The sequence below is a fragment of the Caulobacter sp. DWR2-3-1b2 genome, from assembly GCF_049896345.1.
Classification (GTDB): domain Bacteria; phylum Pseudomonadota; class Alphaproteobacteria; order Caulobacterales; family Caulobacteraceae; genus Caulobacter.
In genome coordinates this window covers 229,061-242,999 of sequence record NZ_JAFCUC010000001.1, presented here as the reverse complement: position 1 = coordinate 242,999, position 13,939 = coordinate 229,061, and the positions used below count along the sequence as shown (strand labels likewise).

The 13,939-nt window shown below is 66.3% G+C and carries 14 protein-coding genes, 1 pseudogene and 1 riboswitch; of the genes and pseudogenes, 9 read left to right on the top strand and 6 right to left on the bottom strand.

Annotated features, from left to right (window positions below):
- Nucleotides 1-107: 107 nt before the first annotated feature.
- Together ACP694_RS01200 and ACP694_RS01195 are read left to right on the top strand one after the other, a co-directional pair.
- Nucleotides 108-821 (top strand): Tat pathway signal sequence domain protein, encoded by a 714-nt coding sequence (locus ACP694_RS01200; RefSeq protein ID WP_426009791.1) that lies wholly within the window; start codon nt 108-110, stop codon nt 819-821.
- On the top strand, nt 818-2,650 hold the full coding sequence (locus ACP694_RS01195; RefSeq protein ID WP_426009790.1) for an arginine--tRNA ligase: 1,833 nt from the start codon (nt 818-820) through the stop codon (nt 2,648-2,650). The genes ACP694_RS01200 and ACP694_RS01195 overlap by 4 nt, the downstream gene beginning before the upstream one ends.
- 3 nt (nt 2,651-2,653) lie before the next feature.
- Here ACP694_RS01195 and ACP694_RS01190 read toward each other — a convergent pair.
- Nucleotides 2,654-2,803, bottom strand: a pseudogene (locus tag ACP694_RS01190) (ORF6N domain-containing protein); the annotation flags it as partial.
- A 102-nt stretch (nt 2,804-2,905) separates the two neighbouring features.
- Nucleotides 2,906-2,997: riboswitch (glycine riboswitch) on the top strand.
- A gap of 169 nt (nt 2,998-3,166) precedes the next feature.
- Here ACP694_RS01190 and gcvT point away from each other — a divergent pair.
- The 6 genes from gcvT to ACP694_RS01160 all read left to right on the top strand — a co-directional run bounded on the left by gcvT (nt 3,167) and on the right by ACP694_RS01160 (nt 8,669).
- Nucleotides 3,167-4,279, top strand: a complete 1,113-nt coding sequence (gene gcvT, locus ACP694_RS01185; protein ID WP_426009789.1) for a glycine cleavage system aminomethyltransferase GcvT — start codon at nt 3,167-3,169, stop codon at nt 4,277-4,279.
- Nucleotides 4,280-4,294: 15 nt separating this feature from the next.
- Nucleotides 4,295-4,660: a glycine cleavage system protein GcvH gene (gcvH, locus tag ACP694_RS01180; RefSeq protein WP_426009788.1), complete on the top strand. Its 366-nt coding sequence runs from the start codon at nt 4,295-4,297 to the stop codon at nt 4,658-4,660.
- A gap of 83 nt (nt 4,661-4,743) precedes the next feature.
- Entirely contained in the window at nt 4,744-6,090 is a 1,347-nt protein-coding gene (gene gcvPA, locus ACP694_RS01175; RefSeq protein ID WP_426009786.1) for an aminomethyl-transferring glycine dehydrogenase subunit GcvPA, read from the top strand.
- On the top strand, nt 6,087-7,664 hold the full coding sequence (gcvPB, locus tag ACP694_RS01170; RefSeq protein WP_426009784.1) for an aminomethyl-transferring glycine dehydrogenase subunit GcvPB: 1,578 nt from the start codon (nt 6,087-6,089) through the stop codon (nt 7,662-7,664). Before gcvPA ends, gcvPB begins: the two co-directional genes overlap by 4 nt.
- A gap of 133 nt (nt 7,665-7,797) precedes the next feature.
- Nucleotides 7,798-8,229: a hypothetical protein gene (locus ACP694_RS01165; protein ID WP_426009783.1), complete on the top strand. Its 432-nt coding sequence runs from the start codon at nt 7,798-7,800 to the stop codon at nt 8,227-8,229.
- The gene (locus ACP694_RS01160; protein ID WP_426009782.1) at nt 8,226-8,669 is read left to right on the top strand and encodes a hypothetical protein; all 444 of its coding nucleotides are present in this window, start codon (nt 8,226-8,228) and stop codon (nt 8,667-8,669) included. Before ACP694_RS01165 ends, ACP694_RS01160 begins: the two co-directional genes overlap by 4 nt.
- Nucleotides 8,670-8,883: 214 nt before the next feature.
- On the opposite strand, the gene ACP694_RS01155 is transcribed toward ACP694_RS01160, so the two are convergent.
- From ACP694_RS01155 to ACP694_RS01135, 5 genes are all read right to left on the bottom strand, one after another.
- Nucleotides 8,884-9,399, bottom strand: a complete 516-nt coding sequence (locus ACP694_RS01155; protein ID WP_426009780.1) for a F0F1 ATP synthase subunit B — start codon at nt 9,397-9,399, stop codon at nt 8,884-8,886.
- Nucleotides 9,399-9,998 (bottom strand): hypothetical protein, encoded by a 600-nt coding sequence (locus ACP694_RS01150; RefSeq protein WP_426009778.1) that lies wholly within the window; start codon nt 9,996-9,998, stop codon nt 9,399-9,401. The genes ACP694_RS01155 and ACP694_RS01150 overlap by 1 nt, the downstream gene beginning before the upstream one ends.
- Nucleotides 9,999-10,068: 70 nt before the next feature.
- A complete protein-coding gene (locus ACP694_RS01145) occupies nt 10,069-10,293 on the bottom strand; it encodes a F0F1 ATP synthase subunit C (protein WP_012288375.1) in 225 nt (74 codons plus the stop codon).
- A 58-nt stretch (nt 10,294-10,351) separates the two neighbouring features.
- Complete coding sequence (locus ACP694_RS01140) at nt 10,352-11,125, bottom strand: F0F1 ATP synthase subunit A (protein ID WP_426009776.1); 774 nt, start codon at nt 11,123-11,125, stop codon at nt 10,352-10,354.
- A gap of 14 nt (nt 11,126-11,139) precedes the next feature.
- Nucleotides 11,140-11,490, bottom strand: a complete 351-nt coding sequence (locus tag ACP694_RS01135) for an AtpZ/AtpI family protein (protein WP_426009774.1) — start codon at nt 11,488-11,490, stop codon at nt 11,140-11,142.
- A 463-nt stretch (nt 11,491-11,953) separates the two neighbouring features.
- Between ACP694_RS01135 and ACP694_RS01130 the strand changes: the two genes are divergently transcribed.
- Nucleotides 11,954-13,915: a hypothetical protein gene (locus tag ACP694_RS01130; RefSeq protein ID WP_426009772.1), complete on the top strand. Its 1,962-nt coding sequence runs from the start codon at nt 11,954-11,956 to the stop codon at nt 13,913-13,915.
- Nucleotides 13,916-13,939: the final 24 nt, after the last annotated feature.

The following is a 13,939-nucleotide window of genomic DNA, read 5'->3' as shown; positions in this document are numbered from 1 at the left end:
CGCTAGCGTCGCCGGCGCATTGCGACGTCACGCATATGCCTTTATCAGGCTCCATGACGCCGACGGGGAATTCCCGAACAGGCTCTTCATCTCGAACCGGACGTTTCATGCGCCCCACGCTCTCCGTCGCCCTCAGCGCCTTGATGGCCCTCTCGATCGCCGCCACCGCGACGAGCGTCCACGCGCAGCAACGTGGCGGCGGTCGCAACGCCGACGGCGGGTCCGGTGACGAAGAACAGGCCGGCAAGAAGAAGAAGCGTGACGACGAGTGGAACCAGCCCAAGGCGCCGCTCGCCCAGCTGCGTAACGCCGGCCCGTGCCCCTATGTGAAGGTGCTGTACGACGCCAGCCGCTATGTCGAGTTCAAGGACGCCAAGGAATCGGCGGCCCAGAGCTCCTATACGGGCGAGATCCAGGGCCTGTCCTCGGGCTGCGCCTACAAGAGCAATGACCCCATCAAGATGCAGGTCGAAATCCTGTTCGAGCTGGGGCGCGGCCCGCAGGCGACGGACACCCACAAGACCTATCGCTATTGGGTGGCGGTGACCGAGCGCAACAAGGACGTCCTGGCCAAGGAATATTTCAACCTGCCGGTAACCTTCCCGCAGGGCCAGGATCGCGTCTATGCCAGCGAGACCCTGAAGACCATCACCATTCCGCGCGCCGACGAAAAGGTCAGCGGCGGCAATTTTGAAGTGCTGATCGGCTTCGACGTGACCCCCGAAATGGCCGCCTTCAACCGTGACGGCAAGCGCTTCCGCGTCAATGCCGGCCAGACCCAGCAAGCCCTGACCCAGCCCGGAAACGTCGCCAAGCCATGAGTGATTTGAAGCGGTCCCTGAGCGAGGCGGCCGCGGCCGCCTTCCAGGCCGCCGGGCTGTCCCCCGACTTCGGTCGCGTCACCGCGTCCGATCGCCCCGACCTGGCCGATTTCCAGTGCAATGGCGCTCTCGCGGCGGCGAAAAGCGCTAAGCGCAATCCCCGCGAGATCGCCGTCCAGGTGGTCGATATCCTCAAGACCGACCCGCGGCTGGCCTCCGTCGAGATCGCGGGCGTCGGCTTCATCAACATGCGGGTCAGCGCCGCCGCCCTGGCGACCCGCGCCAACGAGATCGCCGCCGATCCGCGCGCCGGGGCCGAGCCCGTGGCCAGCCCGCGCCGCGTGCTGATCGACTATGCCGGCCCCAATGTCGCCAAGCCGATGCATGTGGGCCACCTGCGCGCCTCGATCATCGGCGAGTCGGTCAAGCGCCTGTACCGCTTCCGCGGCGACGACGTGGTGGGCGACGCCCACTTCGGCGACTGGGGCTTCCAGATGGGCCTGCTGATCAGCGCCCTGAGGGAAGAGGACGCCTTCATCGGCGCCCTGCTCGAACGTCTGGTCGAGGCGCCGCGCGGCTTCTCGCCGGCCGACGAAGCCAAGCTGATGGCCGAGTTCGCCTCGCGCGTTTCGCTGGCCGATCTGGACCGAATTTATCCGGTAGCCGCCAACCGCGCCAAGGCCGAGAAGGACGGCAAGCCAAATCCCGCCTTCGACGCAGACTTCCTCGCCCGGGCCCGCAAGGCCACCGCCGAGCTGCAGGTTGGCCGTTTCGGCTATCGTCTGCTGTGGCAGCATTTCGTCCGCGTCAGCCGCGTGGCCTTGGAGCGCGAGTTCCATGCCCTGGGCGTCGACTTCGACCTTTGGAAGGGCGAGAGCGACGTTCAGGACCTGATCGCCCCGATGGTCAGCCAGCTGGAGGCCAAGGGCCTGCTGGTCGATGACCAAGGAGCCCGCATCATCCGAGTGGCCCAAGAGGGCGACAAACGCGAGCTGCCGCCGCTGCTGGTGGTGTCGTCCGAAGGCTCGGCCATGTACGGCACGACCGACCTGGCCACCATCCTGGACCGCCGCAAATCGTTCGACCCACACCTGATCCTCTACTGCGTCGACCAGCGCCAGGCCGACCACTTCGAGCAGGTGTTTCGCGCCTCGTACCTGGCCGGCTACGCCGAGCCGGGCGGGCTGGAGCACATCGGCTTTGGCACTATGAACGGGGCCGATGGCAAGCCGTTCAAGACCCGGGCAGGTGGCGTTTTGAAGCTGCACGACCTGATCGAGATGGCCCGCGAGAAGGCCCGCGAGCGCCTGCGGGAGGCCGGCCTCGGCGCCGAGCTGTCGGAAGAGGCCTTCGAGGAAACCGCCCACAAGGTGGGAATCGCGGCCCTGAAGTTCGCCGACCTGCAGAACTTCCGCGGCACCTCCTACGTCTTCGACCTCGACCGCTTCACCAGCTTCGAGGGCAAGACGGGGCCGTACCTGCTGTACCAGTCGGTGCGGATCAAGAGCATTTTGCGCAAGGCGGCCGAGCAGAACGTCGCGTCTGGTCCGATCACCGTGGCCGAGCCGGCCGAGCGTGACCTGACCCTTCTGCTGGACGGCTTCGAGGGCGCGCTGGGCGAAGCCTACGACAAGAAGGCTCCCAACTTCGTGGCCGAGCACGCCTACAAGCTGGCCCAGACCTTCTCGAAGTTCTACGCCGCCTGCCCGATCCTCGGCGCCGACGAGCCGGCGATCCGGGCCTCGCGCCTGGCCTTGGCCGAGACCACGCTGAAGCAACTGGAGCTGGCGCTGGACCTGCTGGGCATCGAAGCACCGGAGCGGATGTAGGCGCTAGGGACGCTCAAGATCCTTGAGCGTCGCCAGCAGGCCTTCTACCCCGCCGGTCTCTAGGTATTGCTGGGCGACCAGCACCAACCGAAGCTGCTTGGCCAGCAGGGCCAGCTGACGATGCTGGTTCTCGGTGCGCTTCTGGGCGGTCTCCAAGTTTGAAGACAAGATGGCAAAAATGCAATCTATGAGAGCTTTCTTGCCGGCTCTTTTCTTCGCCCGTTGACTCCGCTCGCCCCCTCGCTCAAACACGGTGCGACCCTCGCGGGAGACGTCGGGATTCTGGTCCCGAGGCCGAAGGCGCAACCGCCCCGGAAACGCTCAGGCAAACGGACCGCGCGGGTTTAGGAACGCTGGAAAGAGGCGGCGCGAAAGCGTTGCCCGCCGAAGGAGCAAGGGTCCCCCTTCCCAACTTGAGGGCTGGATCCGGAATCTCTCAGGTCAAAGGGACAGCGGGGGCGCTTATCGTCTGGTGAAAGCCGGGCTTGCAGCGCTGTCCCCGTTTGGAGCCCCCGCGTGTCCGACCCAGATCTCAAGAAGACCCCGCTCTACGATGCGCACGTCGCCGCCGGCGCCCGCATGGTTCCGTTCGCCGGCTACCACATGCCTGTGCAATACAAGGACGGGGTGCTGAAGGAGCATCTTTGGACCCGCGAGCACGCAGGATTGTTCGACGTCTCGCACATGGGCCAAGCCCGGCTGCGCGGCGACAACCCGGCCAAGAGCTTCGAAAAGCTGGTTTCGGCCGACTACCAGGGCCTCAAGCCCGGCAAGCAGCGCTATGCCGTACTGCTCAATGCCGAGGGCGGGGTGATCGACGATCTGATGACGGCGCGGCCCGACGACGACGGCCTGTTCATCGTCGTCAACGGCGCCTGCAAGGACAATGACTACGCCATCATCGCCAAGGCGCTGGAAGGCGAGGCGACCGTCGAGCGCCTGGAAGACCGCGCCTTGTTGGCCTTGCAAGGCCCAAAGGCCGCCGCGGTGCTGGCCGCCCACGTGCCGCAAGCCGCCGGCATGGTGTTCATGGACACCGCCGCCCTGACCGCCTTCGGGACCGACGCGATCATCTCCCGCTCGGGTTATACCGGCGAGGACGGCTACGAAATCTCGGTCCCCGCGATCGAAGCCGCGCGCATCTGGAACACGCTGTTGGAAGACGAACGCGTCAAGGCCATCGGCCTGGGCGCCCGCGACAGCCTGCGCCTGGAGGCCGGCCTGCCGCTCTATGGCCATGACATGGACGAGACGATCTCGCCGATCGAGGCGGGCATGCCGTTTGCCGTGGGCAAGAGCCGCCGCGAGGCCGGCGACTATCTGGGCGCAGAGCGCATCGCCAAGGAACTGGCGGGTGACCTCAAGCGCGTCCGGGTCAATCTGAAAGTGCTGGAAGGCGCGCCGGCCCGTGAAGGCGCGCAGATCGCCGACGAGACCGGCGCCGTGGTCGGCGTGGTCACCAGCGGCGGCTTTGGTCCCAGCTACGGCGGCGCCATCGCCATTGGCTTCGCGCCCCCCGCCCTGTCAGCGATCGGGACCAAGCTGAAAGTCATCGTTCGCGGTAAGCCGCAGGCGGTCGAGGTTGTGGCCTCGCCGTTCGTCCCGACCCGCTACGTGCGCAAGATTTAGAAAAGGTCCCAGACCATGAAGTTCACCAAGGATCACGAGTGGGTTGAAGTCGAGGGCGACGTCGCCACCGTCGGCATCTCCGGCTACGCCGCTGAGCAACTGGGCGACGTGGTGTTCGTCGAGACGCCCGAAGTCGGCAAAGTCGTCAAACAGGGCGAAGGCCTGGCGGTGGTCGAAAGCGTCAAGGCCGCCTCCGACGTCTACGCCCCGGTGTCGGGCGAGGTGGTCGAGGCCAACGGCCAGCTGTCGGACGCCCCCGAGACCGTCAACGCCGTGCCCGAAGCCGGCGGCTGGTTCGCCAAGATCAAGCTGAGCAATCCGTCCGAGGTCGACGCCCTGATGGACCGCGTGGCCTACGAAGCGTTCCTCTCGACCCTCTAAGATCGGTGGGGGTGACCCCGCCGCCGCAAACACCCCCATCCCCGACCCTTCCTCCGTCAAGGGGAAGGGAGAAGGAACTCTCAATGCGCTACCTCCCCCTGACCCCTCAAGATCGCGCCGACATGCTCGGCGTCATCGGCGCGGAGACCATCGACGAGCTGTTCGTCGATGTGCCCGCCGTCGCCTATCGCAAGACGCCGGTGGACCTGCCATTCCACGCCGGCGAGCTGGAGGTCGAGCGCGAGATGCTGGCCCTGTCGCGCCGCAATCGCTCGGCCTCCGAAGGGCCGTTCTTCGTGGGGGCGGGGGCCTATCGCCACCATGTGCCGGCCACGGTGGACCACATCATCCAACGGTCGGAGTTCCTCACCAGCTACACGCCCTACCAGCCCGAGATCGCTCAGGGCACGCTGCAGGTGCTGTTCGAGTTCCAGACCCAGGTCGCCGCCCTGACGGGCATGGAAGTGGCCAACGCCTCGCTCTATGACGGCTCCACCGCCGCCGCCGAGGCGGTGATGATGGCCACCCGCGTCACCCGCCGGGGCAAGGCCGTGCTGTCGGGCGGCCTGCACCCGCACTATGTCGGCACGGTCGAGACCCTGGCCCACGCCGCCGGCGTCGCCACCGACCGCCTGGCCGCCGCGATCGACGCCGAGGACGCGGTGGTGGCGGCTATCGACGCCGACACCGCCTGCGTCGTCGTCCAGACCCCCAATGTGTTCGGCACCGCCACCGACGTGACCAAGATCGCCGCCGCCGCCCAGGCGGCCGGGGCCCTGCTGATCGTGGTGACCACCGAGGCGGTGTCCTTTGGCCTGCTGAAGTCGCCCGGCGAGATGGGCGCCGACATCGTGGTGGCCGAGGGCCAGTCGATCGGCAACGGCCTGAACTTCGGCGGCCCCTATGTCGGCCTGTTCGCCTGCAAGGAAAAATACGTCCGCCAGGCCCCCGGCCGGCTGTGCGGCGAGACCGTCGACGCCGACGGCCGTCGCGGCTTCGTCCTCACCCTGTCGACCCGCGAGCAGCACATCCGCCGCGACAAGGCCACCTCCAACATCTGCACCAACAGCGGCCTCTGCGCCCTGGCCTTCAGCATCCATATGAGCTTGCTGGGCGAGACGGGCCTGCGCCGGCTGGCCCTGATCAACCACCAGAAGGCCGTGGCTCTGCGCGACGCCCTGGCGGCCGTGCCGGGCGTCGAGATCCTGACCCCCCGGTTCTTCAACGAGTTCGCGGTGAAGCTATCCCGCAACGCCGCCGAAGTGGTCGAGACCCTGGCCGCCAACGGCGTCATCGCCGGCGTGCCCTTCTCGCGCCTCGACCCGGCCGCCGGCCTCGACGACGTCCTGCTGGTCGCCATCACCGAGACCACGCCCGATAGCGATATCCTTCTCTTCTCCAAGGCCCTGACCAAGGTGCTGGCCCAATGAGCATGAACAACGTTGGACGGCCGACCCGTCCCGAAGCCTCGCCTGACGCCGTGAACGATTATCTTCACCCCACCCTGACCGGCGCTCGCGGGCTCCTTCAGGACGAGGCCCTGATCTTCGAACTGAACGCCTGGGACAAGACCGGCGTCGATCTGCCGGATGCTCCCCCGGCCGATGACCTTGGCGACCTGCTCCGCACCGCGCCGATCGGCCTGCCGGGCCTGTCGGAGCCGGAAGCGGTGCGCCACTATGTGCGCCTGTCCCAGAAGAACCACGCCATCGACCTGGCGCTGTATCCGCTGGGCTCGTGCACGATGAAGCACAATCCTCGCCTCAACGAGAAGATGGCCCGCCTGCCGGGCTTCTCCGACATCCATCCGCTGCAGCCGCAGTCGACGGTGCAAGGCGCGCTGGAGCTGATGGACCGCCTGGCGCACTGGCTGAAGACGCTGACGGGGATGCCGGCGGTGGCGCTGAGCCCCAAGGCCGGCGCCCATGGCGAGATGTGCGGCATGCTGGCCATCCGCGCGGCCCACGAGGCCAATGGCCAGGGCCACCGCAAGACCGTGCTAGCCCCGACCAGCGCCCACGGCACCAACCCGGCCACGGCGGCCTTTGTCGGCTACACCGTGGTCGAGATCGCCCAGACCGACGACGGAAGAGTCGACTTGGCCGACCTGGAGTCCAAGCTAGGCGATCATGTGGCCGCCATCATGGTCACCAACCCCAACACCTGCGGCCTGTTCGAGCGCGACGTGGTCGAGATTGCTCGGCTGACCCATGCGGCCGGGGCCTATTTCTACTGTGACGGGGCCAATTTCAACGCCATCGTCGGCCGGGTCCGCCCGGGCGACCTGGGCGTCGACGCCATGCACATCAACCTGCACAAGACCTTCTCCACTCCGCACGGTGGCGGCGGTCCGGGCGCGGGTCCGGTGGTGCTGAGCGCCGCCCTGGCGCCGTTCGCCCCCACCCCGTGGATCGTCAATCACGAACACCGCTTCACGCTTGTCGAGGAGGCGAGGGGCCCCGCCGCCCAGGCCTTTGGGCGGATGAGCGCCTTCCATGGCCAGATGGGCATGTTCGTGCGGGCCTATGCCTACATGCTCAGCCACGGGGCCGACGGCCTACGGCAGGTGGCCGAGGACGCGGTGCTGAACGCCAACTACATCAAGGCCCGCCTCAGCGACCTGATGAGCCCGGCCTTCCCGAATGGCCCCTGCATGCATGAGGCCCTGTTCGACGACACCTGGCTGGACGGAACCGGCGTCACCACCCTCGACTTCGCCAAGGCGATGATCGACGAGGGCTTCCACCCGATGACCATGTACTTCCCGCTGGTAGTTCACGGCGCCATGCTGATCGAGCCGACCGAGACCGAGAGCAAACAGGAGCTCGACCGCTTCATCTACGCCCTCCGCGCGCTCGCGGGGGCTGCGAAGGGGGGCGACGTGGAGCGCTTCAAGGGCGCGCCCTATCACGCGCCGCTCAAGCGCCTGGACGAGACTCTAGCGGCCCGAAAGCCACGCTTGAGGTGGAAACCTGTGGCCGCCGCGCCACTGGCTGCGGAATAGAGGCCACAGTCGGGTTAAGCGACAACGGGACGCCTTTACGGAGAGGCGCCCCAATCTCATATCGGGTCATGTGAGCCGAGAGGCCGGCCTGTCGCCGGGATCAAGCGGACCACGGAACCCGTTTCTTCCCGTCATGAACCTCGTCCTCGCCATGCCTTCCGTGCGTTTCTCCGCCGCCGACGAACTCGCCCGCGAGCTTCTCGGGCGGATTTCGCGCGTGGTCTTGGTGACGCTGGGCTTGATCCTGGTGGTGGCGGGCTTTCTGATCGCGCCTCTGCCCGGTCCGCTGGGCGTGCCGTTGACGGTCGGCGGGCTGATGCTGGTGCTGCGCAACTCGTTCCGGGCGCGCAAGCAGTTCGTGCGCTTCCAGCATGCCCATCCCAAGCTGCTGTTCCCGCTGCGCCGTCTGCTGCGCCGCGAGCCCGAGGTGCTGCCGGTGGCGTGGCAGCAGTTGCTGCGTATGGAGCGCCTGATCGTGCCGCATCGCTGGCGCGTGGCCAAGCGCTGGCGCCGGTCGCTCAAGCGCCGGTCTTCCGCGCACCTCGCGCACAAGCGGCGGCCGTGAGCGGCGCCGCCGAAACGCTCGCCAGGTTGCCTTCGAGGCTCTATCGCCGCCGTCGCCGTCTGGCCCTTGTCCTGCGTGAAACCGCGGGGCGCGTGGCCCGCTGGGCGGCGCTGGCCTTTGGCGTGCTCGTGCTGTTGGCCGGGGTGATCCTGACGCCACTACCGGGCCACCTGGGCCTGCCGCTGCTGGTTGTCGGCCTGATGATCGTGCTGCGTAACTCGTTCCAGGCCAAGCGCCGCTTCCTGCGCTGGCAACGCCGGCATCCGAAGCTCATCTTCCCGATCCGCCGGCTGATGCGCCGCGAGCCGGAGATCATGCTGGTCGCCTGGCAGCAGTTGTTGCGGTCCGAGAAGCTGTTCCTGCGCAAGGCGTCCTGGCGGGTGCTGAAGCGTGGGCGCAAGCACATCAAGCGCCGGTGGCTGAAGAAGCAGCCGGTCTAGCGGCGGGACCCGAACTCCTCCCCCTGTGGGGGAGGTGTCGGCGACGCCGACGGAGAGGGGAGTGAACGGGCAGCCAATCACAGCCCTGATCGACGACCCTAAAACTCCCCCCACCGATCGCTGCGCGATCGCCTCGTCCATAGGGGGAGGACAATACAAAAAGGGCGCGCCCCTTGCGGAGCGCGCCCTCGATGATTTCGCGAACCTGAAACCGCTATTGCAGCTTCGTGCCGATCTGGCCGATGGCCGCGTCGACCAGGTTGTCCGAGGTTCCCGCCGCCAGGCGGGCGACCAGGACCTGTTCGGCGATCTGGGTGGCGAGGTCGACGGCGGCGGCCTTGACCTCGGACTGGGCCTGGGTCTCGGCCTGGGCGATCTTGCGTTCGGCCATTTCGGCCCGGCGCTTGATCTGTTCCTCGAGCTTGGCCTTGGCTTCGATCGCCATCTGCTCGACGTCGGCCTTGGCGGCCGCCAGCATGGCGACGGCCTGGCGCTCGGACTCTTCGCGTTCGGCGCGGATGGTCGCCAGCATCGCTTCGGCTTCGGTGCGGATGCGAGCGGCCTCGTCGAGGTCGGATTGAATCTTGTTGGCGGTTTCGTCCAGCTTGCCGGCGATCATGCCCGGAGCCTTGGCCCAGATGACGATCGCCAGGAACAGGATCAGGCCGACCCCCACCCAGAATTCGGGATTGGCGATCTGCCAGAATTCGCCTTCAAAAAACGCGGGCATCAGGCGGCTCCTCCGCGCGCGGCCGAGGCGGCCTTCAGGTCGGCGTCCGAGGCGGACTTGCCGGTCAGCTTCTGGATGATGGCCATGGCCGTGTCGTTGGCCACGGCGCCGATCTGGGCCATGGCCGAGTCGCGCATGCCGGCGATCCGGGTTTCGGCTTCAGCCAGTTGCGCGGCCAGCTTTGCTTCTTCGATAGCGGAGCGTTCGGCGGCCTCGGCGGCGGCCTTGGCCCGGGCGTCGAAGGCCAGGGCTTGCGAGCGGGCGCGAGCTTCGGCCAGATCGGCGGCTGCGGCTCTGGATTGCTCCAGGGCCTCGGCCTGAACCTGACGCGCGGCCTCGAGCGCTCCGGCGATCGTGCTGGCCCGCTCGTCGATCACGCGCCGCATGCGGGGCGTGAAGACGCGGGCGATCAGCACATAGAGAATGGCGAACAGCACCAGCAGGTAGGCGATCTGCCCGCCCCAATGCTGGAACTCGAACTGCGGCAGACCGCCCGAGCCGTGCTCGGCGCCCGCCGCTTCATGGGTTGCGTCCGGCGCGGGAGAGGCCCCGGCGCCGTGGGTCGAGACCGCCGGAGCGGACTGTGTGGGATCAGCCATTACCTAAAATCGTCCGGTAGAGGGGTCGCGGCGGCGCCGGTAGCGGCGCCGCCGTCAATCAGGTCCGGCGTTAGGCCGAGTAGATCAGGATGCCCAGCACGAAGGCCAGGATGCCCAGGGCTTCGGCCAAGGCGGCGCCCACGAACAGGTTGCCGATCTGGCTGGCGGCGGCCGACGGATTGCGCAGGGCGCCCGTCAGGAAGCTGCCGAAGATGTTGCCCACGCCGATGCCGGCGCCGATCATTCCGAGGGTGGCGAGGCCGGCACCGATGAGCTTGGCGGCTGCTGCGTCCATTGTTGTCTTGTCCTAGTTGGTAAGAGGTTGGGTGGTGATGAAGAGCTTGGTCCGACCCTTAGTGGCCATGACCCAAATTGACCACATCATTGAGATAGATGCAGGTCAGAACGGCGAAGACGAAGGCCTGGAGGAAGGCCACCAGGAATTCCAGAGCGGTCAGGGCCGTGACCATGCCGATCGAGAGGGGGCCGACGAGAAGGCCGAGCAGGCCAATCTTGCCGATCACGGCCGCCGCCACGAAGCCAGCGAACACCTTGAGCGCCACGTGGCCGCCCATCATGTTGCCAAACAGACGCAGGGTGAGGGTGACGGGACGCAGCAGGAACGAGGCGAACTCGATCAGGATGATCACCGGCAGCAGCACCCACGGCACGCCCGACGGCACGAACAGCTTAAAGAAGCCCAGGCCGTGCTTGGCGAAACCGATGATCAGCACCAGGCCGATGGTCAGCACGCCAAAGGTCGCGGTGACCGCGATCTGCGAGGTGGCGGTGAAGGCCAGCATCAGACCCAGGAAGTTCATGCCCAGGATCAGTGTGAAGACCGTGAACACGAACGGGAACAGCTTGCGGCCCTCGTGGCCGATGATCGAGTCCGTCAGGTTGTCGATCAGGCCGAACACGCCCTCGCCGACCGTCTGAAGACGGCCCGGCACGACTTGCGCGTTGGAGGTCACGGCGGTCAGGAACAGGACGATCGCCGCGAAGGCGACGGTCATGGCGACGTGCGAGTTGGTGATCGCGAGATCGACCTGGCCCACCACCGGCAAGGTGATGTCCGGAAGATCGACGATCTTCTCGATCTTGAACTGATGCAACGGATCGGCCATTGGGCCTTTCGCTCCTAGTCTACTCTGGGCTTGGAGGCTTGCGATCGCGCAGCCTCTTCCGCCCTAGCCAGCGCCATCAGCCGATTGGCCGTGCGACGCGCCATGAACAACGACAAGGCAAAGCCCAGAAGGACTCCGCCGATCAAACCCCAGGGTCCGGTCTTGGCGAACCGATCGACGATCGCTCCCAGGGCCAGCCCGATGAGCACACCGCCCAGCAATTCAGCCAGGATCTTATAGGCCTGACTCGAGGCGGCCATCTCGCCGCTATGCGATTCAGGTCGGACCGCGCTGGCCTTAAGCGCTTCTGCCCGCTCGTCGAGGCGGCGTAGCGCCTCTGCGCGCGGATCGTCAACCTTGGACATTGGGGTTGTAGGGTCCTGCGATGGCCGAGAGAGCCGTCCCCCAGACCCAGCTTGATCGCGGCGGAACCTATAGATCGCACCGCAGTGCGTCAAGTTGGAGAGAATATCCTTCAAGTGGCAGTTTTATAACGGCTTTTGGCGATATCCGCGCCGACTGCGGCAAGTCGGTCCTCGAAGTCCGGATCGGCGCCGCAACGTCAACCGCGATTTCCCCGGATTTCAATGCTGGCGCTGGAATTGGCCCTGCCCTAGCGCGGCGGAGCGGTCGATTGCAAGGCTTAGGGCGTGTTTTGGGGCTTGAATTCATTTCCCTTAAGGGCGCGAAACTTGGGAGGCCGGAAGGCGGAAAATGACGGCGCTTCGAAAGTTTCGCTCGCAACGTTCGTCATACCATTCCAATGTTACCGCAACCATGATCGGCATGCGAAGCGCCGGCGCGAGTCCATCGAGGGAAGAACACGCCATGATCCGCCTTACCCGCACTCTGCTCGGCGCCGTGGCGCTGTGCGCGCTTGGCGCGCCCGTCCAGGCCCAGACGGTCAAGCCGCAGCCGCTGCCCGCCTACAAGAACTTCCACGCCGCGATCTACATCGCCGTCAACGACGCCAAGTCGCTGTCAGACCGAGCAACCTTCGACCGCGAGTTCGAGCGGGCCAGTCGCCAGTTGCACTTCGACAAGGTCTATCTGGAGGTCTACCGCAGCAACAACTTCTCCACTGACGAACAGATCGAGCGGGTCAAGGGCTGGTTCGAGGAACGTGGGATCAAGGTCGCCGGCGGGATCACCCTGGCGGCCGGCGGCGAGGGCGGCCAGTTTGGCACCTTCGACTACGAGAAGCCCGCCGACCGCGCCGAGTGCGAAAAGGCCGTGCGCCTGGCGGCCAAGCATTTCGACGAGGTGATCCTCGACGACTTCTTCTTCTACACTTCGAAAAGCCCCGCCGACATCGCCGCCAAGGGCGACCGGTCCTGGACCCAGTACCGGCTGGAGACCATGCGCAAGGTCAGCCAGGACCTGGTGCTCGGCCCCGCCAAGGCGGTCAATCCCAAGGTGCGGATGATCATCAAATACCCCAACTGGTACGAACACTTCCAGGGCACGGGCTACGACCTGGAAAAGCAGTCGCAGATGTTCGACGGCATCTATACCGGCACCGAGACCCGCGATCCGGTGGTCACTGATCAGTTGCTGCAACAGTACGAGAGCTATTCGATCATCCGCTATTTCGACAACATCCGCCCCGCCGGCTCTAACGGTGGCAAGGGCAATGGCGGCGGCTGGGTCGATACGTTCTCCACCCTCTATGTCGACCGCTACGCCGAGCAGTTGTGGGACACCCTGCTGGCCAAGGCCCCTGAGATCACCCTGTTCAACTGGCGGCCGATGAACGAGGCCGAGGCCGTCGCGCCCGGCGCGCGTCCGTGGAAGGACAAGGCCACCAGCTTCGACTGGAAGGCCATGACGGCCAGCTACAAGAGCTCGGGCCAGGCCAATGATCCAGGTCCTGGCTGGGGCCGCGCGGCCGGCTATTCGCTGGAGAAGATCGACAAGGACCTGGGCCTGCTGGGCAAGCCGATTGGCATAGCAAGCTACAAGCCCTACCAATCGTCGGGCGAGGATTTCCTCCACAACTATCTGGGCAATGTCGGCATCCCGATCGAGCTGTCGCCCAACTTCCCGACCAATGCCGATGTCGCCCTGCTGACTCAGGCGGCGGCCAAGGACCCGAAGATCGTCGACAAGATCAAGGGTAACCTGCTGGCCGGCAAGACGGTGTTCATCACCTCGGGCCTGCTGGGCGCCCTGCAGGGCAAGGGGATCGAGGACATTCTCGAGGTGCGCGACACCGGCCGGAAGGTGGCCCTGCACGACTTCCTCAACGGCTATGGCGCGGGCAATGGCGAGAGCCTGAACGATCCCAAGCGCGAGACGCCGCCGGTGCTGTTTCCAGAGCTGGCCTTCTACACCAATGACAGCTGGGGGATCATTCGCGGGGTCGCCAACGCCAAGGGATTCCCGATCCTGCTGATGAACCGCTACGGCGGCGGGGTGCTCTATGTGCTGACCATGCCGGAGAACCCGGGCGACTTCTACAACCTGCCCCAGGGGGTGACGACCGAGATCAAGCGCTACCTTCAGCGTGACTTCCCGGTGCGGCTGGACGCCGCCGACCGTGTCAGCCTGTTCGCCTACGACAACGGGGCCTTCGTGGTGCAGTCGTTCCGCGACGACGATACGGCCGTGAACCTGTCGCTGCTGGGCGAGGGCGTGAAGCTGCGCGACATGACGACCGGCAAGCTGATCGAGGCCAAGCCCGCTGACGGCAGGGCCGACGCTTGGCGTCGTCAGGGCGTTCCGGTTCGCACCGAATTCGCTGCGGCCGTGGCCCCGCACAGCTACAGGGTCTACAAAATCGAGAAGTAGAGCTTCGAATGATCCCGGCGCGTC

Bases quoted from the DNA above. Each gene is read 5' to 3' on its own strand.
- ACP694_RS01200 (WP_426009791.1), top strand. From the start codon at position 108: ATGCGCCCCACGCTCTCCGTCGCCCTCAGCGCCTTGATGGCCCTCTCG.
- ACP694_RS01195 (WP_426009790.1), top strand. From the start codon at position 818: ATGAGTGATTTGAAGCGGTCCCTGAGCGAGGCGGCCGCGGCCGCCTTC.
- gcvH (WP_426009788.1), top strand. From the start codon at position 4,295: ATGAAGTTCACCAAGGATCACGAGTGGGTTGAAGTCGAGGGCGACGTC.
- gcvPA (WP_426009786.1), top strand. From the start codon at position 4,744: ATGCGCTACCTCCCCCTGACCCCTCAAGATCGCGCCGACATGCTCGGC.
- gcvPB (WP_426009784.1), top strand. From the start codon at position 6,087: ATGAGCATGAACAACGTTGGACGGCCGACCCGTCCCGAAGCCTCGCCT.
- ACP694_RS01165 (WP_426009783.1), top strand. From the start codon at position 7,798: ATGAACCTCGTCCTCGCCATGCCTTCCGTGCGTTTCTCCGCCGCCGAC.
- ACP694_RS01155 (WP_426009780.1), bottom strand. From the start codon at position 9,399: ATGCCCGCGTTTTTTGAAGGCGAATTCTGGCAGATCGCCAATCCCGAA.
- ACP694_RS01150 (WP_426009778.1), bottom strand. From the start codon at position 9,998: ATGGCTGATCCCACACAGTCCGCTCCGGCGGTCTCGACCCACGGCGCC.
- ACP694_RS01145 (WP_012288375.1), bottom strand. From the start codon at position 10,293: ATGGACGCAGCAGCCGCCAAGCTCATCGGTGCCGGCCTCGCCACCCTC.
- ACP694_RS01140 (WP_426009776.1), bottom strand. From the start codon at position 11,125: ATGGCCGATCCGTTGCATCAGTTCAAGATCGAGAAGATCGTCGATCTT.
- ACP694_RS01135 (WP_426009774.1), bottom strand. From the start codon at position 11,490: ATGTCCAAGGTTGACGATCCGCGCGCAGAGGCGCTACGCCGCCTCGAC.
- ACP694_RS01130 (WP_426009772.1), top strand. From the start codon at position 11,954: ATGATCCGCCTTACCCGCACTCTGCTCGGCGCCGTGGCGCTGTGCGCG.